At 64.6% G+C, this 23009-nt stretch carries 25 protein-coding genes; 14 read left to right on the top strand and 11 right to left on the bottom strand.

Annotation, left to right across the window (positions count from 1 at the left end):
* Positions 1 to 136: 136 nt before the first annotated feature.
* Entirely contained in the window at positions 137 to 640 is a 504-nt protein-coding gene (locus YU3_RS0101595) for a glycosyltransferase (RefSeq protein WP_027164587.1), read from the top strand.
* A 58-nt stretch (positions 641 to 698) separates the two neighbouring features.
* Here YU3_RS0101595 and YU3_RS0101600 read toward each other — a convergent pair whose 3' ends face one another.
* The 7 genes from YU3_RS0101600 to YU3_RS0101630 all read right to left on the bottom strand — a co-directional run bounded on the left by YU3_RS0101600 (position 699) and on the right by YU3_RS0101630 (position 4977).
* Positions 699 to 1124, bottom strand: a complete 426-nt coding sequence (locus YU3_RS0101600; RefSeq protein ID WP_036257653.1) for a hypothetical protein — start codon at positions 1122 to 1124, stop codon at positions 699 to 701.
* A gap of 127 nt (positions 1125 to 1251) precedes the next feature.
* A complete protein-coding gene (gene moaB / locus YU3_RS0101605; protein ID WP_027164589.1) occupies positions 1252 to 1809 on the bottom strand; it encodes a molybdenum cofactor biosynthesis protein B in 558 nt (185 codons plus the stop codon).
* The gene (locus YU3_RS0101610; RefSeq protein ID WP_027164590.1) at positions 1796 to 2695 is read right to left on the bottom strand and encodes a 4-(cytidine 5'-diphospho)-2-C-methyl-D-erythritol kinase; all 900 of its coding nucleotides are present in this window, start codon (positions 2693 to 2695) and stop codon (positions 1796 to 1798) included. The genes moaB and YU3_RS0101610 overlap by 14 nt, the downstream gene beginning before the upstream one ends.
* Positions 2696 to 2717: 22 nt before the next feature.
* Positions 2718 to 2903, bottom strand: coding sequence for a membrane protein (locus tag YU3_RS0101615; RefSeq protein ID WP_027164591.1), 186 nt, complete (start codon positions 2901 to 2903; stop codon positions 2718 to 2720).
* Positions 2904 to 2987: 84 nt separating this feature from the next.
* Positions 2988 to 3845, bottom strand: a complete 858-nt coding sequence (locus YU3_RS0101620) for a S49 family peptidase (RefSeq protein WP_027164592.1) — start codon at positions 3843 to 3845, stop codon at positions 2988 to 2990.
* Between the two features lie 110 nt (positions 3846 to 3955).
* Positions 3956 to 4753 carry a methyltransferase gene (locus tag YU3_RS0101625; RefSeq protein ID WP_027164593.1) on the bottom strand — a complete coding sequence of 266 codons (798 nt, stop codon included), beginning with the start codon at positions 4751 to 4753 and terminating at the stop codon, positions 3956 to 3958.
* On the bottom strand, positions 4753 to 4977 hold the full coding sequence (locus tag YU3_RS0101630) for a DUF2007 domain-containing protein (protein ID WP_027164594.1): 225 nt from the start codon (positions 4975 to 4977) through the stop codon (positions 4753 to 4755). Before YU3_RS0101630 ends, YU3_RS0101625 begins: the two co-directional genes overlap by 1 nt.
* 159 nt (positions 4978 to 5136) lie before the next feature.
* Between YU3_RS0101630 and YU3_RS0101635 the strand changes: the two genes are divergently transcribed.
* From YU3_RS0101635 to YU3_RS0101655, 5 genes are all read left to right on the top strand, one after another.
* On the top strand, positions 5137 to 6150 hold the full coding sequence (locus YU3_RS0101635) for a polyprenyl synthetase family protein (RefSeq protein ID WP_027164595.1): 1014 nt from the start codon (positions 5137 to 5139) through the stop codon (positions 6148 to 6150).
* A 106-nt stretch (positions 6151 to 6256) separates the two neighbouring features.
* The gene (locus YU3_RS0101640) at positions 6257 to 6922 is read left to right on the top strand and encodes a GntR family transcriptional regulator (RefSeq protein ID WP_027164596.1); all 666 of its coding nucleotides are present in this window, start codon (positions 6257 to 6259) and stop codon (positions 6920 to 6922) included.
* Between the two features lie 459 nt (positions 6923 to 7381).
* Positions 7382 to 7972, top strand: a complete 591-nt coding sequence (locus YU3_RS0101645; RefSeq protein WP_027164597.1) for a biotin transporter BioY — start codon at positions 7382 to 7384, stop codon at positions 7970 to 7972.
* Between the two features lie 31 nt (positions 7973 to 8003).
* Positions 8004 to 8420, top strand: coding sequence for a DUF1284 domain-containing protein (locus YU3_RS0101650; RefSeq protein WP_027164598.1), 417 nt, complete (start codon positions 8004 to 8006; stop codon positions 8418 to 8420).
* Positions 8421 to 8737: 317 nt separating this feature from the next.
* On the top strand, positions 8738 to 10507 hold the full coding sequence (locus tag YU3_RS0101655; protein ID WP_027164599.1) for a tetratricopeptide repeat protein: 1770 nt from the start codon (positions 8738 to 8740) through the stop codon (positions 10505 to 10507).
* 238 nt (positions 10508 to 10745) lie between these two features.
* Here YU3_RS0101655 and YU3_RS0101665 read toward each other — a convergent pair whose 3' ends face one another.
* Positions 10746 to 11207, bottom strand: coding sequence for a GNAT family N-acetyltransferase (locus YU3_RS0101665; RefSeq protein ID WP_027164600.1), 462 nt, complete (start codon positions 11205 to 11207; stop codon positions 10746 to 10748).
* Between the two features lie 192 nt (positions 11208 to 11399).
* On the opposite strand from YU3_RS0101665, the gene YU3_RS0101670 reads away from it, so the two are divergent.
* A complete protein-coding gene (locus YU3_RS0101670; RefSeq protein WP_198021629.1) occupies positions 11400 to 12323 on the top strand; it encodes a glycine--tRNA ligase subunit alpha in 924 nt (307 codons plus the stop codon).
* Here the strand turns inward: YU3_RS0101670 and YU3_RS0101675 are convergent.
* On the bottom strand, positions 12320 to 12502 hold the full coding sequence (locus tag YU3_RS0101675) for a hypothetical protein (RefSeq protein WP_027164602.1): 183 nt from the start codon (positions 12500 to 12502) through the stop codon (positions 12320 to 12322). The genes YU3_RS0101670 and YU3_RS0101675 overlap by 4 nt on opposite strands.
* Positions 12503 to 12875: 373 nt before the next feature.
* Between YU3_RS0101675 and glyS the strand changes: the two genes are divergently transcribed.
* From glyS to YU3_RS0101710, 6 genes are all read left to right on the top strand, one after another.
* Entirely contained in the window at positions 12876 to 15173 is a 2298-nt protein-coding gene (gene glyS, locus YU3_RS0101685; protein ID WP_027164603.1) for a glycine--tRNA ligase subunit beta, read from the top strand.
* Between the two features lie 161 nt (positions 15174 to 15334).
* Positions 15335 to 15691 (top strand): hypothetical protein, encoded by a 357-nt coding sequence (locus YU3_RS0101690; RefSeq protein ID WP_027164604.1) that lies wholly within the window; start codon positions 15335 to 15337, stop codon positions 15689 to 15691.
* A gap of 131 nt (positions 15692 to 15822) precedes the next feature.
* On the top strand, positions 15823 to 16419 hold the full coding sequence (locus tag YU3_RS40345; protein WP_156913284.1) for a hypothetical protein: 597 nt from the start codon (positions 15823 to 15825) through the stop codon (positions 16417 to 16419).
* 92 nt (positions 16420 to 16511) lie between these two features.
* Positions 16512 to 17474 (top strand): L-threonylcarbamoyladenylate synthase, encoded by a 963-nt coding sequence (locus YU3_RS0101700; protein WP_027164605.1) that lies wholly within the window; start codon positions 16512 to 16514, stop codon positions 17472 to 17474.
* Positions 17475 to 17550: 76 nt separating this feature from the next.
* Positions 17551 to 18984 (top strand): FAD-binding oxidoreductase, encoded by a 1434-nt coding sequence (locus tag YU3_RS0101705; RefSeq protein ID WP_027164606.1) that lies wholly within the window; start codon positions 17551 to 17553, stop codon positions 18982 to 18984.
* Between the two features lie 184 nt (positions 18985 to 19168).
* The gene (locus YU3_RS0101710) at positions 19169 to 19735 is read left to right on the top strand and encodes a DUF6101 family protein (protein ID WP_027164607.1); all 567 of its coding nucleotides are present in this window, start codon (positions 19169 to 19171) and stop codon (positions 19733 to 19735) included.
* 166 nt (positions 19736 to 19901) lie between these two features.
* On the opposite strand, the gene ubiA is transcribed toward YU3_RS0101710, so the two are convergent.
* Positions 19902 to 20885, bottom strand: a complete 984-nt coding sequence (ubiA, locus tag YU3_RS0101715; RefSeq protein WP_027164608.1) for a 4-hydroxybenzoate octaprenyltransferase — start codon at positions 20883 to 20885, stop codon at positions 19902 to 19904.
* Positions 20886 to 20965: 80 nt separating this feature from the next.
* Complete coding sequence (locus YU3_RS0101720) at positions 20966 to 21877, bottom strand: LysR family transcriptional regulator (RefSeq protein ID WP_027164609.1); 912 nt, start codon at positions 21875 to 21877, stop codon at positions 20966 to 20968.
* Between the two features lie 272 nt (positions 21878 to 22149).
* On the opposite strand from YU3_RS0101720, the gene YU3_RS0101725 reads away from it, so the two are divergent.
* Positions 22150 to 22944 (top strand): phytanoyl-CoA dioxygenase family protein, encoded by a 795-nt coding sequence (locus YU3_RS0101725; RefSeq protein WP_027164610.1) that lies wholly within the window; start codon positions 22150 to 22152, stop codon positions 22942 to 22944.
* Positions 22945 to 23009: the final 65 nt, after the last annotated feature.

Here is a 23009-nt window from a genome sequence, read left to right on the forward strand (position 1 = left end):
GGGACTGTCGGCAGGCTGTCGAATCGCTCTGTTCATGAAACTATTCCTATTTTGTTGATGAGAACAAATCAAGAACTTTTTCGACCCGAAGGAGCGTAACTGGCGCGAGGCGTGGCTTTCCGCTATTCGGCTAGGAATGCTCAGCGTCCTCATCGAAACCCGCAATGACGAAGAAGGTCTTGCCCGTACGCTGGCCTCGCTGGTCGGCGGCGCTGTCGAAGGCGTCGTGCGGGACGTGATCGTCTGCGATGCCGGCTCGACCGACCAGACGCATCGGGTGGCCGAACATGCCGGCTGTCACTATGTGGCGGGCGGGCTCGGCGCCGGTATCGGCCAGGCTAAGGGCGACTGGCTGCTGCTTCTGGAACCCGGCGCCAGGCTCGTGGAAGGTTGGATCGACGAGGTCGTTGCCCACACGGCGAAGCAGACCATGCCGGCGCGTTTTTCACGCGCGCGAGCCAATCGCGCGCCTTTCCTGGCCCGCGTCTTTTCGAGCAAGCGGGCATTGGCCGAAGGGCTTGTCATCAGCAAGCGCCAGGCCTCGGCTCTGGCAAAGGGCGGGCGCAGCGCCGAAGCCCTGGCGCGGGGACTGGCGACCAGAAAGCTGAACGCCGAAATCTGGGTCGCGCCGCCGAAGTGATGCCAGCTCACCTTCTCCCCTTGTGGGGCCCACAGGGGGAGAAGGAGGGCAGTGCCAGTCACGTCCCCCGAATTTCAACCGGCATCCAGGCGGCGCGGCGTCTGGCCAGGCGCTGCTCGCGCGTCTCGGCGTCGTAGCGGACAGGGACGGGCTCGCGCGAGAACCGCTCGCGATCGTCGAGCGCGTTGACGATGACGATCGCCCTCGCGTCGTCGCCCTCGCCGGAAATGGCGGCGACATAGACGCCGCATTCGCGGCAGACAAGATAGTCGGCGGTGCGCAGGCCAAACCGGTAGACCTGCAGGCGCTCCTTGTCCTCGACCGAGACGACCAGCCTGCCGTTCGGGTCGGCGGCCGCGCGCGAGCCGTGCCGGGTGCAGAACGAGCACTGGCAGGCGCGGATTTCCAGTCCGGCCGGATCGAGCGCGGTCGAGAAACTGAGGCGGATATTGCCGCAATGGCAGCCGCCGCTGTGAACGGTCATGGCGGATTGTCCCTTGTTCGCTAACACAAGGTATCTTGGCCGCACCGGCTTCGGAATGTCGCTTAGAAGGCTGAAAGCGCCGTTCCGCCTGCAAACCGGATGCTGATCGGGACGCTTTACCTGTGCTTTACGAGGTGGGCTTGCCGCGGCGCCGAAGATGCTCGTCAAGCCGCGGCATGATCTCGACGAAGTTGCAGGGCATGTGCCGGTAGTCGAGCTGCGCCTTGATGATCCCGTCCCAGGCGTCCTTGCAGGCGCCGGGCGACCCCGGCAGCACGAAGACGAAAGTGGCGTTGACGACGCCGCCGGTCGCCCGGCTCTGGATCGTCGAGGTGCCGATCTTGTCGTAGGAGATGCGATGGAAGACCTCCGAAAAGCCGTCCATGCGCTTTTCGAAGATCGGCTCCAGCGCCTCCGGCGTCACGTCGCGGCCGGTGAAGCCGGTGCCGCCGGTGGTGATCACGACATCGATGTTTTCGTCCTTTGACCAGCCGAGAACCTTGTCGCGGATCTTTTCGCGGTCGTCGGTCACGATATCGCGCGCGGCAAGGCTATGGCCGGCTTCGGTGATGCGGTCGGCCAGCGTCTGGCCGGACTTGTCGTCGGCAAGGCTGCGGGTATCGGACACGGTAAGCACCGCGATGCGCACGGGGATGAAGGGCCGGCTCTCGTCAAGCTTCGCCATCGGCGTCTGCCTCCATGCTGCGCGTCGCGGCGACGAACCAGTCGGGGTGGCGGGCGCGGATCTCGATCGCCGCGCGCTTGGCGACATTGCCGGTCTCGAACAGGCCGAAGCATGTGGCGCCGGAGCCGGACATGCGCGCGAACGCGGCGTCGGCACGCTTGAGCGCCTTGAGCGCCTCGCCGATCGCCGGCTCGATCGAACGGGCGGCAGCCTCGAGATCGTTGCGTGTCGTCTCCAGCCAATTGCGGATGGCGTGGAAATCGAGGCGCTTCGGCAGCGGCGGCAGCGCCTCGTTGTCGCGCCTGGACAGCGCGTTGAACACGTCCGGCGTCGAGATGGCGACGCCCGGATTGACCAGAACCAGGCCGAGCGCCGGAAACGCGGGCAAAGGCGACACTTCATCGCCTATGCCGCGCGCGACCAGTGGTTTGCCCTTGAGGCACATCGGCAGGTCGGCGCCGAGCGTGAGGCCGATCCGGGCCAGCGAATTGCCGTCGATATCGAGCTTCCAGAGCCGCGCCAGGCCATTGAGCGCGGCCGCCGCGTCGCTGGAACCGCCACCGACACCTGACGAGATCGGCAGGTTCTTCTCCAGCCTGATGGCAACCGGCGGCGTGTGCTGCGCGCCGACCTCTCGGCGCAGGGCGTCGCGCGCCTTGACCACCAGATTGCCGCTGTCGAGCGGCAGGCCAGCCGCATAGCGGCCGGACACCGAGAATTCGTCATGCTCCGCCGGCTCGATCTCGAGCCGGTCGCCGAAGCGGGTGAAGACGGCAAGGCTGTCGAGCAGGTGATAACCGTCGGCGCGCTGCCCGGTGACATGCAGCGCCAGGTTGATCTTGGCGGGCGCAAGCCACGTCCGGACGTCGGTGCCGGGCTCCGCAATGTCGGCTGCTGGCGAGATGGCTTCAGTCCTTGGCGAGACGATATTCGCCGGTCTTGGGATCCTTGACCAGCGTACCCATCGTGCCGTTCGCCGCCTGTTTCTCGGTGCGCCGGATCTTGGCCGTCACCCGTTCGGCCTCGCGCACGAAAGCGCGGTAGCCAAAGTAGGCGGCGGCGCCGACAACGGCGAAGAAAATGATCTGCGGCATCTCACAACTCCTCCCGCGCTTCTCGCGGCAAGGCCGGCCGAATGGGTCGGTCAAGCCCTCATGCTAGCCGCATTCATGGCTTTTTCAAAGCCCGAAGCGCGCCCACAGCGCGCGCTCTTCCGCCGCATCGAGGACGCCGCTGGCCGCGGCCGCAGCGATATCGGTCGCCGAAGCGCGCGAGCCGAACAGGCCGAAACGGCCAAACAGACCGCGCGGCGCGGTGATCAGCTTGAGCTGCGTCTTGTCGCCGAAACGGGTTCTGAGCACGCTGCGCATATCGCCCAGCGCATCGACAAGGCCGAGTTCGAGGCCTCGCTTGGCAGTCCAGAACAGGCCGGTGAACAAGTCCGGGTCGTCCTTCAGCTTGGCGCCGCGCCGTTCCTTGACGAGGTCGATGAAGGTCTCGTGCACTTCGAGCTGCAGCGTCTTGAGCCGCTCGACGTCTTCCTTCTTCTCCGGCTTGAACGGATCGAGCACGGCCTTGTTCTGGCCGGCGGTATGGACGCGGCGCTCGACGCCGATCTTCTTCATCAGCTCAGGGAAGCCGAAGGAGGCGGAGACCACGCCGATCGAGCCGACGATCGAAGACGGATCGGCGAAAATCTCGTCGCCGGCGACCGCGATCATGTAGCCGCCCGAGGCCGCCACGTCCTCGACGAAAACCAGCACCTTCTTGTTCTTTTCCGCCGCCAGGTCGCGGATGCGCTTGAAGATCAGCCGCGACTGCACCGGCGAGCCGCCCGGCGAATTGATCGAGATGGCGACGACAGGCGAATCGAAGCCGAAGGCCTTTTCGATGAGGCCGGCCGTCGAGGCGAGCGACAGGCTCGGCCGGAACTGGCCGCCGCCGGCCATGATGGTGCCCTGCAGCCGGATGACCGGAATGGTGACGACTGTCGAGCGCCAGGATTTCGGCAGCAGGCGGTTGAAGAGGCGTTTCACGAACGAGTGTCTCCGGTCAATTTGCGGGAGAAAGTTGAGAATTCATCTTTTGCTCCCGGGCATGTAAGGAACGCGCCAGCCAACGGCAATGCCGCATCGCCGGCCCCGGATCAATCGCCGAAGAGCGATGACAGGCCATTATTGATCATTTCCGTCCGCTCCGTCTGCTCGTTTCCGGATGGCCCGTGCAAGGTGAGCGGCGGGCGGATCGACAGTTTTCCGCGCGCGCCGAGCACCGCCCTGACGACGATGCGGATCGCCGCCGCGTCCGGACGCGGATGCACACAGAGCAGCTCGGCATCGCCGAAGCGGTCTTCGATGGCGTCGAGAATGGCGACCAGCTGCACGGGCCGCGCAATGATGGCCAGCCCGCCGCGCGGCTTGGCGACGGCGGCAGCGCTCCTGATCCAGCGCTCGAACAGCCCATCCTCCGTCACATGCGCCTGCTTGCGCAGCGCATCGGGCGTCGAGCGGTCTTGCGCCGCGTTGAAAGGCGGGTTCATGATGACGAAATCGAATTGGTTGTCGGCAAGCCCGGCCTCGCCGCGCGACCGGCCGGTCAGCGTCACGTCGGCTGACAGCACCGAAGCGCGGTCGCCGAGATGCGCGTTGCCGGGATGCGAAAGCGTGGCGGCGGCGAACCCCGCCATTTCGGCCGAGCGTTCGACGAGCACGGCCCGTGCCGCCGGACAACGCGACAGCACGGCAAGGGCGGCAGCACCGGCGCCCGCGCCGAAATCAGCAAGCCGCCCGGAAAAGCCGGACGGTACGGCCGCCGCCAGCATCATGGCGTCCATGCCGGCGCGATGACCGCCCCGGCTCGGCTGCACCAGCCAGAAGCGTCCGCGATGGAAGGCATCGACCGTGTGCGCCGGCGTATCCGGGACGGGGGCGGTGCTCGCTGCCATTATTTTTTGCGGATCTCGTTCTCGATGCCGGCATCCTTGAGGATGCGCCGCGCGGCATCGACCTTTTCGGCATCGACCATCACGCGTCGGGGCAGGATGCCCAGCGAACCGTCAAGCACGCTCATATTCTGGTCGGCGACGAAACAGGCGATGCCGGCATCGCGCATCAGCGATTCGACAAAGGAGATGACGACGGCGTCGTTGGTGCGGACAAGCTCGATCATGGAACGAAAATCGCAGGTTGCAGCGTTCCTGTAAACGTCGAGGCGAACCTGAGCGAACAACCGCGCCAATTCGCCTCTTGCCGTGCCCGGTTGTGCCGACCTAGAGTCCTGCCGGGACCAGGGTGTTGTCGTGCGCGTCAATTGACGGGAGTTGTCGTGGTGGGTGTCGTTCTCAACATCGAAGGCAAGCGGGAATCCGCTTCCATCAAGGATCTGATCGATCTGACGGGCACCGACATGGGGCGCGTCAACGAGCTGATCCTGTCCAAGGCCGGCTCCGACGTCGAGATGATCCCGGAGATCGCCAACCATCTGATCTCTTCCGGCGGCAAGCGGCTCAGGCCCATGCTCACGCTCGCCTCCGCGCAGATGTTCGGCTATTCCGGCGAAGGCCATGTCAAGCTCGCCACCGCGGTCGAGTTCATGCATACGGCGACGCTCCTGCATGACGACGTGGTCGACGAGAGCGCGCTGCGCCGCGGCAAGAAGACGGCGCGCATGATCTGGGGCAACCAGGCAAGCGTGCTGGTCGGCGATTTCCTGCTCGGCCAGGCTTTTCGCATGATGGTCGAGGTCGGCTCGCTGGAAGCGTTGGACATCCTGTCGGCTGCGGCCTCCATCATCGCCGAGGGCGAGGTGATGCAGCTTGCCGCGGCGAAAAACCTGGAGACCACCGAGGACGAGCATTTCGCCGTCATCAAGGCCAAGACCGCGGCGCTGTTCTCGGCCGCCGCCGAAGTCGGGCCGGTCATCGCCCAGGCCTCGCGCACCGACCGTGCCGCGCTGCGCTCCTACGGCATGAATCTGGGCCTTGCCTTCCAGCTCATCGACGATGCGCTGGATTATGGCGGCTCGAGCAAGGATCTCGGCAAGAATGTCGGCGACGATTTCCGCGAGGGCAAGGTGACGCTGCCGGTGATCCTCGCCTACCGGCGCGGCACCAAGGCCGAGCGCACCTTCTGGAAGCGCGCCATCGAGGACAATGTCACCGACGATGCCGGGCTGGAAAAGGCGATCGGCCTGATGGCGCGCCACGGCGCGATCGCCGACACGATCGGCCGCGCGCGCCATTTCGGCGAGATCGCCCGCGATGCGCTGGCGCCGCTGGAGGCGACGCCGCAGAAGTCGGCCTTGATCGACGTCATCGATTTCTGCATCAGCCGCGTCAACTGAGCTTGCGGTCCTGCCGGCGCTTGCCTGGCATCCGCCGGGCAGGGCGCCTGTGAATCCCGGACCGGCCGTCTCGACAAACGGGTGCCTGGCGAATTATCTATAAAATATGGCCAGCACCGAAGACACGATCGCCGTCCGCATCAGCAAGGAACTGGCGGACCGCATCATTTCGGGCGCCATCGAGCCCGGCTCGCGGTTGCGCCAGGACCATGTCGCCGAGGAATTCAACACCAGCCATGTCCCGGTGCGCGAGGCCTTTCGCCGTCTCGAGGCGCAAGGCCTGGCGATCAGCGAGCCGCGCCGCGGCGTGCGCGTCGCCTCCTTCGATCTCGGCGAGGTCAGGGAAGTGGCCGAGATGCGGGCCGCGCTGGAAGTGCTGGCGCTGCGCCATGCCGCGCCGCATCTGACGGCGTCGATCCTCGGTCAGGCCGAGGAGGCGACCAAGGCCGGCGACAAATCCCACGACGTGCGCTCCTGGGAGGAAGCCAATCGCACCTTCCACCGGCTGATTTTGGCGCCATGCAACATGCCGCGCCTGCTCGCCACCATCGACGACCTGCACGCGGCGAGCGCGCGCTTCCTGTTCGCGGCCTGGCGCTCGGAGTGGGAGACCCGCACAGACCAGGATCACCGGGCGATCCTGAGCGCGCTCAGGCAAGGCAACACCGAATCGGCCGCCGCGACGCTCGGGCGCCACGTGCAATGGATCGGCCAGAAGCCGGTCAAGACCGCCTCCGGCAGGACCCGCGACGCCTTCGCCATCGTTGGGTAGCGACTGGGCCTTCATTTCGTCATTCCAGGGCGAGCAAGGAGCGAAGCTCGTCGCGACGGCGGAAGCCTAGAGACGCCGGCGGGACAGCACCCCCCTCTGTCCTACCGGACATCTCCCCCGCAAGGGGGGAGATCGGATGTCGCGGCCGCTTTCGCCAATCGCCAACGTTGGAAGACGTGCGCCAGCACTGGAACTGCCAATCTCCCCCCTTGCGGGGGAGATGTCCGGCAGGACAGAGGGGGGTGTGAAGGAACTCAACGTAACAGTACTCGCTTTCGGAGCTACCGCGCCGCTCGGCAGCCAAGGCATAAGCCCAGAATCTACGCTTCGCGCCCGCCCGGGAATGACGAATCCGGGCTTTTCGCGCTGGAGCGCTTGTCATCCTCGCGAAAATATGGATTCGATAATAGATCGAACTCAAAAATTATCTATAATTTGACGCCAACCAGGGAAAACACCGTGACCAACGCAGCAGCTTCGACCTACAAACCCTCCTTCAGCCCGCTTCGGCTGCACGGCCGTCCGCTCGCCTGGCAGATTGGCGCAGTCGTGCTCGGCTCGCTGTTCCTGGCGCTGTCGTCCTACATCGAGGTGCCGATGGTGCCGGTTCCGGTGACCATGCAGACTTTCGCCGTCACCCTGGTCGGCGCCCTTTACGGCTGGCGCTTCGGCGCGCTCACCATCGCCGCCTGGCTGGTTGAAGGCGCGGCAGGGTTTCCGGTGCTGGCGGGCGGGGCGGCCGGCCTGCAGCATTTCGTCGGCCCGACCGGCGGCTATCTCTTCGCCTTCCCGGTCGTCGGCGCCGTTGTCGGCTGGTTGGCCGAACGTGGCTGGAACGGCAACCGCGTCATGCTTGCCTTCGCCGCCATGCTCATCGGCAACCTGCTTTGCCTGGTTTTGGGCACGGCCTGGCTTGCCGTCATGATCGGCGCCGAAAAGGCCATCACCTTCGGCTTCCTGCCCTTCATCGTCGGCGGCCTGCTCAAGTCGGCGCTGGGCGCGGCGACACTGAAGCTGTTTTCGGGCAACCGGCCGGCCGATCATCGGTAAAGCTATCTGATAGACCGATCCTCGACGCCATATGACCGTCAGCCTGCGCGCCCATCATCTGCTTTGCCTGCTGACCTATGTCGGCAAAGGCTACTCGCCGGCCTTCACCGCCAACTACGACGTTGTGGTGGGGCGCCTGGCCGGGGGCGAGGATATCCTGGTCGTTTCCGGTCCGGACGATATTTGCGCCCCGCTGCTGGACGAGTCGGATCCGCACTGCCTGGGCGAAAGCGCTGCCGGGCGCGACGACCTTGCGGCGCAGGATGTCGCTGATCTTCTGGGCCGGCCGCTCCAGGCCGGCGCCCGGCTCGAACTGGATGCTTCAAGCCTGGCGCGGATGCGCAAGGCGTTTTCTTCCGGCCTGACGCGCAAGGCCTGTCCCGGCTGCGAGTGGTTCGAACTGTGCGGGAAAGTCGCGGCGGGCGGCTTTCGCGGGACACGCCTTTAGAGCAATTCCAGGAAAAGTGTGAAACGGTTTTCCGTCCGGGATTGCGTACAACAAATGAGCAATTCCAGGAAAAGTGTGAAACGGCATTCCGTCCGGAATTGCGTACAACAAAACCCGCTTATCCCTGCGTTAGTCGATATTCAGCAGGCGAACGGCATATTTTCTCCGCTCGCCATCGTTTGTTAAGCGGGATGATTGGATTGTGATTCGCTTGCCGATTGAAGCCTGACCCCAAAAAGGCCATGCTTTGTCGGGAAAAGTACGAGTCTAAGGGCGGCCTGCCAAGGGCGGGATCGCATCTGGCTGAAAGGGATACGATGCGGCAAGGACGTGCGCGCTGGCTGACGAGGCTGGCATTTTTGACCGGAGTGGCGCTTTGGGTGCTGCCGGTCCAGGCCAAGGAAGGACCGCTGCAGATCACGTCTTTCTCGGGCGCTTATCTTGCGGCCCACATCGCCGAAAGCGACAACGACCTCGACGATGCGATCGCCTATTACAAACAGGCGCTGGCCTTTGCTCCGAACGACAACGAACTGCAGCAGAGCCTGATGCTGGCGCTGGTCGCGCAAGGCCGTTTTGAGGAATCGCTGGTCTATGCCGACAAGCTGAAGGAAGTGCCCGATGTCGAGCGCTTCTCGCGCCTGGCGCTGGCCATCGATTCCTTCCACAAGAAGGACTACGCCAAGGCGCAGTACTGGCTGAAGCTCTCGCTCGAATCCGATCTCGACCGGCTGCTCTCCGGCGTCATGGACGGCTGGGCCAAGGAGGGCGCTGGCAACGCGTCCGAGGCGATGGATTCCATCGACAAGTTGCAGGGCCCGGATTGGTTCGGCCTGTTCAAATCGTTCCACCGCGCGCTGATCGCCGACGCGGCCGGCTTGAACGACAAGGCCGATGAGATCTACGCCGCCACCCTGGCCGATACCACGGCCGGCGGCTCCGCGCCCGAAACCTGGATGCGCAATGCCCAGGCCTATGCCTCGTTCCTGGCCCGCAAGGGCGACAAGTCGAAGGCGCTGGCGGTGTTGAACCAGGCCGAAGCCTTCGCGCCGGGCAAGCTCGAAATCACCACGCTGCGCGACCGCATCGCCAAGGACGACAAGATCGAGCCGCTGGTCGCCGGCCCGGCCGACGGGGCGTCCGAAATCCTGCTTGACCTTGCCACGGCGCTCAACCGCGGCGGCGGCGAGCCTTTCGTCCGGCTTTACCTGCAATACGCGCTGGCGCTGAAGCCGGACAGCGACGCAGCCCTTGTGCAGCTTGCCGCCGTTGCCGAGCAGCTCAAGGACGGCGAAGGCGCCATCGCGCTTTACCGCCGCATTCCGGCGTCCTCGCCGCTGAAGGAGCTCTCCGACCTGCAGCTCGGCCTTAACCTGGCCGATCTCGACAAGCATGACGAGGCGATCACCCATCTCAAGGCCTATATCGACAAGCATCCTGACGACATGCGCGCCTATCTGGCGCTTGGCGGCGTCTATGGCTCGAAGGAAGATTTTCGCTCGGCCGCCAATCTCTACGACAAGGCCGTCGAGCAGTTGAAGTCGCCGACCGCCGCCAACTGGAACATCTTCTACCAGCGCGGCATCGCCTATGAGCGGCTGAAGGAATGGCCGAAGGCGGAACCCAATTTCCGCAAGGCGCTGGAGCTGCAGCCCGACCAGCCGCAGGTCATGAACTATCTCGGCTATTCCTGGGTCGACATGAACATGAACCTCAAGGACGGCCTGGCGATGATCCAGAAGGCCGTCGACCTGCGGCCGAACGACGGCTACATCGTCGATTCGCTGGGCTGGGCCTATTACCGCATGGGCCGTTTCGACGACGCCGTGCGCGAGATGGAGCGCGCCGTGTCGCTGAAACCGGAGGATCCGGTCCTCAACGACCATCTCGGCGATGCCTACTGGCGCGTCGGCCGCAAGCTCGAAGCCACCTATCAGTGGACGCAGGCGCGCGACCTCAAGCCCGATCCGGATGTGCTCGCCACCCTGCAGCAGAAGCTGCTCAAGGGCCTGCCGCCGATCGAATCCAACACCGCGCAGGAAACCCCGAAGGTGAAGCCGGAGCCGGCACCTGTGCCGAAGGGCTGAGCGACTTTCGCCAACATTCAAGAATGCGGGGCTCGTCGAGCCCCGTTTTCGTTTCAGCCTGGCCACCCGTCGTCATCCTCGGGTCTCCGCGACGCCGCTTCGCGGCTGCTCCGCCGTGGAATGACGAGGTTCGGGCGGCTTCAGCCAATCCTCGGCGTTTGCGCCGATTTCACGGAAATCACCGGCGAAAATCTCGCCCGTCGACAATGGCAACTTTCAAAATCCCTGTGTCCAGGAACTAAAACATTTTTCGGTAGACCACGAAGCCTGAGCGCTCGCCAATCCTGTCGTAGAGCTGCATGGCGGTGTGGTTGGTCTCGTGCGTCAGCCAATAGACGCGGTTCGCGCCCGCTTGCCTGGCGCGCTCGTAGACGCCTTCGATCAGCGCCCGGCCGACGCCCCGGCCGCGCGCGGCCTTTGTGGTGAAAAGATCCTGCAGGTAGCAGCTCGGGACTATCGACGTCGTCGAGCGATGGTAGAGATAGTGGACGAGGCCTTGTAGCTTGCCGTCGCACTCGGCCACCAGCGCATGCACCGGCTCATAGGCGTCGAAGAAACGCGACCAGGTCATCTGCGTGATCTCGCCGGCAAGCGCGGTCGGGCCGGATCGCCCGTAGAACGCGTTGTAGCCGTCCCACAGCGGCAGCCATTCTCCGTAATCCTGCCTTGTGAGGGGTCGGACAGTGAGTTGACCGGACATGGCGAAACCTCATTGTTGACGCTTAGCGGAGCAAACGGTCACCGCCGCTCGCCGGCAATGGGCCAGCCGGCCGCAAAGCGTTCAACCTCGTCGGATGCGGGTCGCTGCCTTGACGCTCGCCGGCCCGGCAACTAGGGAAAGCTTCGTTCCGCGCTTTCCGAGGCCGCCGTGACCATCGAGATTCCTGCCCATATGCATCCCAGCCGCTCCTTCCAGGGGCTGATCCTGACCTTGCACAATTACTGGGCAGATTATGGTTGCCTCATCCTGCAGCCCTACGACATGGAAGTCGGCGCCGGTACCTTCCATCCGGCAACCACCTTGCGCGCGCTCGGCCCCTTGCGCTGGAACGCAGCCTACGTCCAGCCCTCGCGTAGGCCGAAGGATGGCCGCTACGGCGAGAACCCGAACCGCCTGCAGCATTATTACCAGTACCAGGTGATCCTGAAGCCCAATCCGCCGAACCTGCAGGAGCTCTATCTCGGCTCGCTCGAGGCGATCGGCGTCGATCCGCTGCTGCATGACATCCGTTTCGTCGAGGACGACTGGGAAAGCCCGACGCTGGGCGCCTGGGGGCTCGGCTGGGAGTGCTGGTGCGATGGCATGGAAGTCTCGCAGTTCACCTATTTCCAGCAGGTCTGCGGCATCGAATGCGCGCCGGTGGCGGGCGAGCTGACCTATGGGCTCGAGCGGTTGGCCATGTATGTGCAGGGCGTCGACAACGTCTACGACCTCAATTTCAACGGCCGCGAGGGCGCCGAGAAAGTCACTTACGGCGACGTCTTCCTGCAGGCCGAGCAGGAATATTCGCGCCACAATTTCGAATTCGCCAACACCGCGATGCTGTTGCGGCATTTCGAGGACGCCGAGGCCGAGTGCAAGGCGCTGCTCGATGCCGGCACGCCCAAGCCGAGCGACAATCTGGCGATGCACCGCATGGTCTTTCCGGCCTACGACCAGTGCATCAAGGCAAGCCATGTCTTCAACCTGCTCGACGCGCGCGGCGTGATCTCGGTTACCGAGCGCCAGAGCTATATCCTGCGCGTGCGCAATCTGGCCAAGGCCTGCGGCGAAGCGTTCCTGAGGACGCGGGCTGGCGGGCTGGCGGCGGCTTAATCCAATACGGCTTTGGTGGTCTCGGCCGCGGCGGTGATCGGCAATGCGATCTGGGCAGTCGCGCCATCGATCGTGCGAATGGCCTGCCTGATCCCCGGCATCGTGATCGCGCCATGCGCCTGGGCGGCGAAGCAGGCGCTGAGCGCCAGGATCTGCAGGGTTCTCGATGCCGTTTTCATCGTCGTTCAGCCAATAGTTCTCTGCCTGAGCGTGTGTCGCTTCAGCGCAGCGTTCGGTTCATGGGAAGTTCTGCTCCAAGGACGGGCGAACCCGTGCCGTCCCGACAGTGGATCGAAAAATTCCGCGCAATCGACCGGAGAGCCGGTCGGCTTGCAGGGTGACAGCGGACGGCCGAGTTGCTATTCCCGCCCATTCGTGACATCGGCGCTACGCGCCGACCCTCCCCATCGAGGGGAGGGCGGGGAGCTTAACTATGCCTGACTTGCTGCTCGAACTTTGCTCCGAGGAGATTCCCGCCTGCCCGCGCGACCGCAGCGCCGGAGGCGCGAGGACGCGCAAAGAAGAAAAAGGCATGCGGGTGGAGAAACTCTGATGCCGGATTTATTGCTCGAACTTCGCTCCGAGGAAATTCCCGCGCGCATGCAGCGCAAGGCTGCCGGCGACCTCAGGAAGATGCTGACCGACGGTCTGGTCGAGGCGGGTCTGACCTATGAGGCGGCGCGCGAATATTGGACGCCTCGGCGCCTGGCGCTCGATATCCGCGGCTTGACCGCGCGCTCCAAGGACATTCACGAAGAGATCAAGGGTCCCTCGACCACGGCGCCCGAGCAGGCGGTGCAGGGTTTCCTGCGCAAGGCCGGGCTTTCGTCGATCGCAGACGCCCATGTCCATTCCGATCCGAAGAAGGGCGATTTCTATGTTGCCCATATCTCGAAGCCGGGCAGGGCGGCCGAGCAGATCATCGCCGAGCTGGTGCCGGGCATCATCAAAAACTTCCCCTGGCCGAAGTCGATGCGTTGGGGGCCGGCCTCGGCCAAGCCCGGCTCGCTGCGCTGGGTGCGGCCGCTGCAGTCGATCGTCTGCACCTTCGGCCCGGAGACCGAGGAGCCGGTGGTGGTCGATTTCGAGATCGACGGCATCCGCTCCGGCAACATCACCTATGGCCACCGCTTCCACGCGCCGGGCGCGATCACCGTGCGCCGCTTCGACGACTATGTGAGCAAGCTCGAAGTGGCCAAGGTCGTGCTCGACGCCGACCGGCGCAAGGAGATCATCCTGGCCGATGCCCGCAACATCGCCTTCGCCAACGGCCTCGACCTGGTCGAGGACGAGGGTTTGCTGGAGGAAGTCTCTGGCCTGGTCGAGTGGCCTGTCGTGCTGATGGGCGAGTTCGAACGGGATTTCCTCGCCATTCCGGGCGAGGTCATCCGCCTCACCATCCGCGCCAACCAGAAGTGTTTTGTCACCCGGCCGCAGAGCGCGGGCGAGGACCTCTCGAACCGCTTCATCCTCATCGCCAACATCGAGGCGACGGACGGCGGCAAGGAAATCGCATACGGCAACGGCAAGGTGGTGCGCGCGCGCCTGTCCGACGCGCTCTATTTCTGGCGGACGGACCAGGGCGATTTGCCGGACCTCGACCAGCTCGTGGAATCGGCGGCGAAGTTCGACCTGGATTTGAAGAAGCCGCTCGACCAGCGCATGGCGCGGCTCGATCATCTCAACGTGACCTTCCATGCCAAGCTTGGCACGCAAGGCGCGCGCGTCGCGCGGATCAAGCGGCTGGCTGAGGATCTTGCCCCGGTTGTCGGTGCCGATCTCGCGCTCGTCGCTCGCGCCGCGGTTCTCGCCAAGGCCGATCTGCAGACCGAAGTTGTCGGCGAGTTCCCTGAGTTGCAAGGCGCCATGGGCCGCAAATACGCGCTGCTGCAGGGCGAGCACCCCTCGGTCGCGGCGGCTGCCGAGGAGCATTACAAACCACAAGGCCCCACCGACCGCGTGCCGACCGATCCGGTCTCTGCTGCCGTCGCGCTCGCCGACAAGCTCGACATGCTCACCGGATTCTGGGCGATCAATGAAAAGCCGACCGGCAGCAAGGACCCGTTCGCGTTGCGCCGCGCGGCGTTGGGCGTGGTCAGGATCCTCATCGAGAACCGTATTCGTCTGGCGCTGACGTCTGTTTTCGCCAAGGCCTTCGCGAACTTCAAAGGCGGCGCGGATCAGTCGTCCGACCTCCTGGCCTTCTTCCATGACCGCCTGAAAGTCTACCTCCGCGACCAGGGCGCCAGGCACGATCTGATCGATGCTGTGCTGTCGGCAGGTTCGCGCCCAATCTCCCCCCTTGTGGGGGAGATGTCGGCGAAGCCGACAGAGGGGGGCGCTGTCCTGCCGGCCTCTCGTTCTGTCGCGCCCCCCTCTGCCCTGCCGGGCATCTCCCCCACAAGGGGGGAGATTGGCCAATCGCCGAACGACGACCTCCTGCAGATCGTCCGCCGCGTCGAGGCGCTGGGCACCTTTCTCGACACCGAGGATGGCAGGAACCTGCTTGCCGGCACCAAGCGCGCCGCCAACATCCTGGCCGCCGAGGAGAAGAAGAAAACGTTGGTCGCCGAGACCGTCGAGCCGGCATTGTTCCGCGAGGAAGCGGAAAAGAAGCTCTATGCCGCGGTGAATCAGGCCGAGAAGGAAGCCGGCCAAGCGATTCAAAACGAAGATTTTTCCGCCGCCATGCTGGCGCTTAGCGTGTTGCGCGAACCGGTTGATTCATTCTTTGAGGGCGTTCTCGTGAATGATGAGGAACAGGCCGTGCGCGCCAACCGTCTGGCGCTGCTCGCCCGCATCCGCGCGGCCACCGACCAGGTCGCGGATTTTTCAAAAATCGTCGGCTGACGGTTCGAAAATCGCGCGTTTTAGGTAACCCGCATCGCTACGACCCGGGTAGGCTTGCACAATTTGCCGCCCGAAATTTAATGCGCTGGAGCCGGCTTACAGTCATACGGCGATGACTTCCACGTGGGAGAACGATGCGTTCCCAACCACGGAGGCATGCCATGAATTCCGTTGACGATATCGACTTGATCGAAGAAACCCCGGCCGCCGCCGAGGCCGTAGAATCCCTCTCCGAAAACGTCCTCGATCATGCCGCAGCAGCGGCGGTCGAAGCCGCTGATCCGTCCGAAGACGACGAGGAAGACGGCGACGAAGACGGTGAGGCCGACGAAGACGGCGACGAGAAGACCACCGCCTCGGCCGACGACGAGTTGGAGGATGAGGATGATGACGAAGACGATGACGATGACGCCGACGAAGAAGCCAAGGCCTCGGGCGACGACAAGTCCGACGACGAGGATGAAGATGGCGACGGCGAAGACGCTTCCGACGATGACGATAAGGAAGAAGCGGCCTGAGCCGTTTCTTATCGTCTGAACAACGAAGGGCGGCGCGACAGCGTCGCCCTTTGTTTGTCAGTCCCGTTGTGTCGTTCTTCCGGAAAAGCCGACAGAGGCTGGACGCCTAGCATAGCGAAGCGGGATCCAGTGTGATCTACATCGCCTTGCCGGCACGCGGCAGTGACTCGGCATTTTGCGGCTGTGGCTGCGCGCCGCTTGACGCACTGGCCGTCGCGGCCGGCTGGCCGCCGGTCTTGCCGTTGCTGTTCGAAGCCGACGCAGTGCCGTTCGCGGGCATTGCCGGCGACGTGCCGTCTGCCGGCGCGGTGGCCGCGGTTGCCGGTGTTGAGGGCTTAGCCGACGCGGTCGCCGCGGGCGTTGCGAAAGCGCCGCCGACAACACCGCCGCGAATGATCATTGGGGCCGGCTGGTGCCCGGACTTTGCGGGAATTGCCGCCACCTTCTCGTCGGTGACGGCGGGCATTGGATCGCCAAGTGCTATCATCGATGGCGTCGATGCCGCGGACAGCTTGGCCGGCTCGATCGCGTTCACCCTGATAAACGAAGGCGTCGAGGTCGAGACGCCAAGCACGACGATGGACGAAGCATGTGCCGCGCCGTTCATCGCCAAAAGGCCGATACCGAACGCTCCAAGCAAGCGCATTATGAGAACTCCCCAGCCCGCAACCACATCAAGCCCGCACCTTAGGGCCGGTGAATTGAAACCGGCTTGCGCGGAAACTTAACATTTTAGGGATTGATAAATCGCCAATTCCTGCACTTGCCCGACGGAAGCGGCCGTATTACGGGACCGGCATGTTCAAGACTGGTGGCGGATTTGGCTGAGATACTGGCGGTTGGCGAGGCGTTTGCGCAGGCTTTGGCGTTGCTCGAAGGCGGCGACGTCGTCGCCATCCCGACCGAGACGGTTTACGGCCTGGCTGGCGATGCCACCAATGGCGTTGCCGTGGCGCGCATCTTCGAGGCCAAGGGCCGGCCGCGCTTCAACCCGCTGATCGCCCATGTCGCCGATCGCGCGATGGCGGACCGCATCGCCAGCTTCGATCCGCTCTCGGCAAAGCTGGCCGAGGCCTTCTGGCCCGGTCCATTGACGCTGGTGCTGCCGCAACGCGCGGAAAATGGCATCCATCCGCTGGTCACTGCGGGGCTGGACACCATTGCGCTGCGCATGCCGCGCGGGTTCGGCGGCGAACTGATCGCGCGGCTAGGCCGGCCGCTCGCCGCCCCCAGCGCCAATTCTTCAGGCAGGATCAGCGGCACCACGGCAGCCGCGGTCGCCGCCGATCTCGGCGACAGGATCAGGCTGGTCGTCGATGGCGGCGCGACGCCGGTCGGCCTGGAATCGACTATTCTCAAGGTCGAGCATGGCAAGTTGCGGCTGCTGCGGCCCGGCGGCATCGGCGCCGAAGAGATCGAGGCGGTGGCCGGTGCGAAACTGTCACGCGGCGCCAGCGGCATCGAGGCGCCTGGCATGCTCGCCTCGCATTACGCGCCCGGCGCCGCGATGCGGCTGAACGTCGAGGACGTTGCCGAGGGCGAGGCGCTGCTTGCCTTCGGCCGCAATCGCGCCGAGGGCTGGGAACGAGCCGTTGCGCTGCGCAATCTCTCCGAAACGGGCGACCTGCGCGAAGCTGCCAGCAACCTGTTCGCCTTTATGCAGGCGCTCGACCGCATCGGCGCCGCGACCATCGCCGTCGAGCCTGTCCCGTTCGAGGGACTGGGCGAAGCGATCAACGATCGGCTTGCCCGCGCCGCCGCGCCGCGCGACAAGACCGCTTGAGCCTATCTCTTTGTTTTGATGCAATTCCGGGCGGAACCGCTTCGCACTTTTCCTGGAATTGCTCTAGGTTCTGACCATGAACGATCAGCCCTTCGACCTCGATCCCGCCGTTATCGACCGCTTCGCGGCGATCGTCGGCGACAAATATGCGTTGCGCGATCAGGCCGATATCGCGCCTTACATCACCGAGCGGCGCGGCCTCTGGCACGGCCGGACATCGCTTGTGCTCAGGCCCGGCAGCGTCGACGAAGTGAGCCGCATCATGCGGCTTGCGACCGAGACCGGAACGCCGGTGGTGCCGCAGAGCGGCAATACCGGGCTGGTCGGCGCCCAGGTGCCGGACAAATCCGGCCACGACATCGTGCTTTCGCTGTCGCGGCTGAACCGCATCCGCGAGATCGATGTCTTGTCGAACACGGTGACGGTCGAGGCCGGCGTCATCCTGCAGACGCTGCAGGAAGCGGCAGACGCTGCCGACCGGCTCTTCCCGCTGTCGCTTGCCGCGCAAGGGTCCTGCCAGATCGGTGGCAATCTTTCCTCCAATGCCGGCGGCACCGGCGTGCTCGCCTATGGCAATGCGCGCGAGCTCTGCCTCGGCGTCGAGGTCGTGCTGCCGACCGGCGAGGTGTTCGACGACCTGCGCAAGCTGAAGAAGGACAACACCGGCTACGATCTGAAGAACCTCTTCGTCGGCGCCGAAGGCACGCTCGGCGTCATCACCGCCGCGGTGCTGAAGCTATTCCCGAAGCCGAAGGGCAGGGAGGTCGCCTTTGCCGGCCTGCCGTCGTCGCCGAAGGACGCGCTCTCGCTGTTCACCTTGGCGATGGACCGCGCTGGCGCCTCGCTCACGGCTTTCGAGCTGATCGCCAAAAGGCCCTACGACTTCACGCTCAAGCATGGTCAAGGCATCACGCGGCCGCTGGCCGACGACTGGCCGTGGTATGTGCTGATGCAGGTTTCGTCCGGCCGCTCCGAAGAAGATGGCAGGGCGCTGATCGAGGAGATCCTGGCCGAGGCTCTCGAGCAAGGCATCGTTGGCGACGCGGTGGTGTCGGCAAGCCTCGCCCAGGGCGACGCTTTCTGGAATTTTCGCGAGACGCTTCCCGAGTGCCAGAAGCCCGAAGGCGCCTCGATCAAGCACGACATCTCGGTGCCGATCGCCTCGATCCCCGAGTTCATTGAAAAGGCGGCCGGCGTGGTGGAAGGCGTCTGCCCCGGCGCGCGCGTGGTCTGCTTCGGCCACATGGGCGATGGCAATCTTCACTACAACATCTCGCGCCCCGTGGATTGGCAGGACGAGGCGTTCCTCGACCTTTACCACCCCATGAACAAGGCCGTGCACGATGTCGTGCGCTCCTTTCATGGCTCGATCTCGGCCGAGCACGGCATCGGCCAGCTGAAGCGCGACGAACTGATCGCCACGGCGCCGCCGATGGCGATCGATCTGATGCGCCGGGTGAAGGCGGCCTTCGATCCGGCCGGCATCATGAATCCCGGTAAGGTTATCTGATCCTTCCTGTATCCGGCGGCCGGTCGCATTCCGATAACCATCGGCTCAGATCAGCAAAATTTAACCGACTTTCTTAAGCGCACCGGTAAGAAGCGAGCGCTAATGTTTCCCCATAACGAGGCCGGAAAAACCGGCCCTGAGAGAACCGGAAAACGGCCCTCAGGAGTAACAGGGAAGACATTCGATGAACACTGGATTGAAGCCAGTCTGGGCCGGACGCAACATGCGCCTCGACCCGTTTCGCCTGCCGCAGATGGTGAGTTATGCCACCCGCGACGACTATGGCGATGTCACCTTCACCATCGACCATCGTGGCGCCGTTATCCGCCGTGTGTTGGAGATGAGCGGCGTGCCGGCGATCATCGCGCTGCCCGCCAACGCGTTCCGCGGCGTCGCCGCGCGCGCCATGGAAGATCCGGAAGGCAACGTCACGGTGACGCTGGAACTGCTGCACAATGACCCGATGCTGTCGGTGCCGCTGCTGGTCGCCGACGACCTCGACGACGTCGCCGCCGACTGGCGCGCCTGGGCCGATGCCTTTCGCCTGCCGATGCTTCTGATCGAGGCCGACGGCATTGCCCGCACGCTGGAAGAATCCCTCGGCGCCGCCATCAAGGCGCTGCCGGCGCAGGAGCGGCGCAAGGGCCGCGTCTCCACCATGCGCCGGCCGCGCTTCCTGGCCCGCCGCAAGGCCGGCAACCTGGGGCTCAGGCTCGTCATCGACGGGCAGGAGATTATTGCGCGGGAGTAGAGCGCCACTTCCCTTCTCCCCTTGCGGGAGAAGGTGTCGCCGAAGGCGACGGATGAGGGGTGTTCCAGAAGGCGCCAGCGCCTCACTCCGCTGGAACACCCCTCATCCGTCTCGGCGCTGCGCGCCGATCCACCTTCTCCCGCAAGGGGAGAAGGGAAAAGCCGCACTACACCAGCGGCTTCAGCCATATCCACACTGACCCGCCGATCAGTCCGAGGAAGATCAGCCAGCCGACCTGGTTGTTCGACTTGAACAGTTTCAGGCACTGATCCGGATTGTTGATGTCGAGCCGGATGATCTGGCGCGCCATATGCGCGCCGGCGGCGATCAGCCCGGCCAGCGCCACCACGGGCACCTGCGCCGAAGCGAACGCGATGGCGAAGCAGACCAGCGCGCCGCCATAGAGCCCAACCAGCCAGGTCTTGGTGTTGTCGCCGAACAGCCGCGCCGTCGAGCGCACGCCGACGATGGCGTCGTCTTCCTTGTCCTGGTGCGCGTAGATCGTGTCGTAGCCGATCACCCACAGGATCGAGCCGATATAGAGCATGATCGCCGGGTCATCGATGTCGCCGAACTCGACCGCCCAGCCCATCAGCGCGCCCCAGGAGAACGCCAGCCCAAGCACGAATTGCGGCCAGTTGGTGATGCGCTTCATGAACGGATAGACGGCGACGATAGCCAGCGAGGCGATGCCGAGCGGGATGGCGAAGCTGTTGAACTGCAGCAGCACGGCAAGCCCGATGAGCGCCTGGATGATGACGAATGTCCAGGCCTGGCGCCGTGTCACCTTGCCCGCCGGCAGCGGCCGCGAGCGGGTCCGCTCGACCTGGTTGTCGATGTCCTCGTCGGCGAGGTCGTTATAGGTGCAGCCGGCGCCGCGCATGGCGACGGCGCCGACAAAAAACAAAAACAGGTACCAGGGCGCGGGCAGCAGCGTCAGGAGCGGGTCGGTCGGGCGCGGATAGGCGCTCGCGGCAAGCGCCGCCGACCACCAGCAGGGCCACAACAGCAGCTGCCAGCCGATCGGCCGGTCCCAGCGCGCCAGCTGGGCATAGGGCCAGAGCCAGCGCGGCAGCACCCGGTAGACCCAATGGCCGCTCGGCGCATCGGCAACACGGCCCTGGATCGCTTTCGACTGGACGGGTTCCATCACGCTGGAGTGGCAGCAGCAAGCGGCGCCGTCAAGCGGCCGCGTTGTCGCTCAAGCCGTGAAACTCGGGCGGTGAAAACTCAAGCCGTGAAAACATCGTGACCGGCAAACCATGCCTTGGCGACCTCGATGAAGGCTGTAGCCGCCTTCGACAGGCGCTGGCGCGTATCATGGGTCAGGATGATGCGCTGCATGGGCAGCGGATCGGAGAGCGGCTTGCAGACCAGCGGCAGCCCGTCATAGCTGCGGTCGCCATACGGTCTTGTATAGCTGACCGCCACGCCGAAGCCGTTGGCCACCATGGAGCGCTGCAGCTCGAACGAGCTTGTCGTCGCCCGCGCGACCGGCGACAGGCCGCGGCTGAGGAAGAGGTCCAGCATGTGCTGCCAGCTGTGCGGCTGGTCTGTGGTGATCAGCGGATGTTCGGCGAGCTCCGCCAGGCTGACGGCGTGCTTGTCCGCCAGCACGTGGCCGGCGGGCAAAAGCGCATGCGGCCGCAACTCATGCAGAAGGACGCGCTTGAAATGCCCGGGCAGGCCGAGATCGTAGGTGAGGCCGAGATCGACGGCGCCGTCGGCCAGGCGCCGCCCCAGCGTGTCGAAGGTCTCGTCGCCTATGACGACCGTGACGGCGGGGCAGCGCTCGGCGAAGGCGCGCATCAGCGCCGGCGCGAAATAGGGCGCCAGGTCCTCGAAGCAGCCGAGCACTAGCTCGCCGCCGACATCGGCCTCGCGCGATCCGAGCGCGGCCAGTTCATCCGCTTCGCCAAGCACCTGCCTTGCCTTGGCAACGGCCCTGCGGCCGAAGGATGTCAAGGAAACGCCACTGCCCCGCTGGCGCACGAGCAGTTTTTGGCCGAGCGCATCCTCGACATTGTCGATCGCCACCGAGATCGACGGTTGCGACACGTTGAGCGCCGCGGCCGCGGCCGTCACGCTGCCATAGCGGGCGACGGCGACGACATAGCGCAACTGGGTGAGGGTCAATCTCACTGGAAAAACATCTCATAGGAAAAAACTATAAATCAGATGACAAGTTATTATTTTGCGCGATGTCCGGCACTTGCGATAGTCGGTTGCCTAACCACGAGCAATTCCAGGAAAGGTGTGTAGCGATTTTCCGTCCGGAATTGCGTCAAACAAAGCAATTCCAGGAAAGTGTGTAGCGGTTTTCCGTCCGGAATTGAGTCAAACAAAAGCAATTCCAGGAAAAGTGTGTAGCGGTTTTCCGTCCGGAATTGTGTCAAACAAAGAGATCGAGCGCCATGGCCAGCCCAAAGATCGATGCCTCGACGATTGCCGATTATCAGCGCGACGGCGCGGTTTGCATCCGCGGCGCCTTCAAGGACTGGGTCGATGTCATTGCCGACGGCATCGAGCGCAACATGCAGGAACGCAGCGCCACGGCGTCCGACATCGCCGGCGGTAAGGGCAGCTTCTTCGACGATTACTGCAACTGGGAGCGCATCCCGGAATTCGTCAGGGTCGTCAGGGAATCGCCGGCCGCCGAGCTCGCCGCCGCCGTGATGCAGTCGCGCAGCGCGCAGTTCTTCCACGATCACGTCCTGGTCAAGGAGCCCGGCACCCAGAAGCCGACGCCCTGGCACCAGGATATTCCCTATTACTTCGTCGACGGCAGCCAGACGGTCAGCTTCTGGATCCCGATCGATCCGGTGAAGGAAGCGACGCTGAGGCTGATCGCCGGCTCGCACAAATGGGAAAAGATGGTGCTGCCGGTGCGCTGGCTGAACGACGACAATTTCTACGCCGGCGAGGGCGACTACCGGCCGGTGCCAGATCCCGACAACGATCCTTCGATGAAGGTGCTCGAATGGGAGATGGAGCCGGGCGACGCCATCCTGTTCGACTTCCGCACCGCGCATGGCGCGCGCGGCAACCTGACCTCGGCGCGCCGCAGGGCGCTGTCGCTGCGCTGGGTCGGTGACGACGCGCGCTATGTCGAGCGTCCCGGCCGCACCTCGCCGCCGTATCCCGGCCACGACATGAAGCCCGGCCAGAAACTGCGCGAGGACTGGTTTCCCGTCGTTTTCCAGAGCTGAGTCGTTTTTCCGGACCGGCCGGAAGCTGGACTTGCCTCATCCGCCTTGATGAAGGCCAGCTTCCC

The organism is Mesorhizobium sp. WSM3224 (genome assembly GCF_000427725.1).
Classification (GTDB): domain Bacteria; phylum Pseudomonadota; class Alphaproteobacteria; order Rhizobiales; family Rhizobiaceae; genus Mesorhizobium.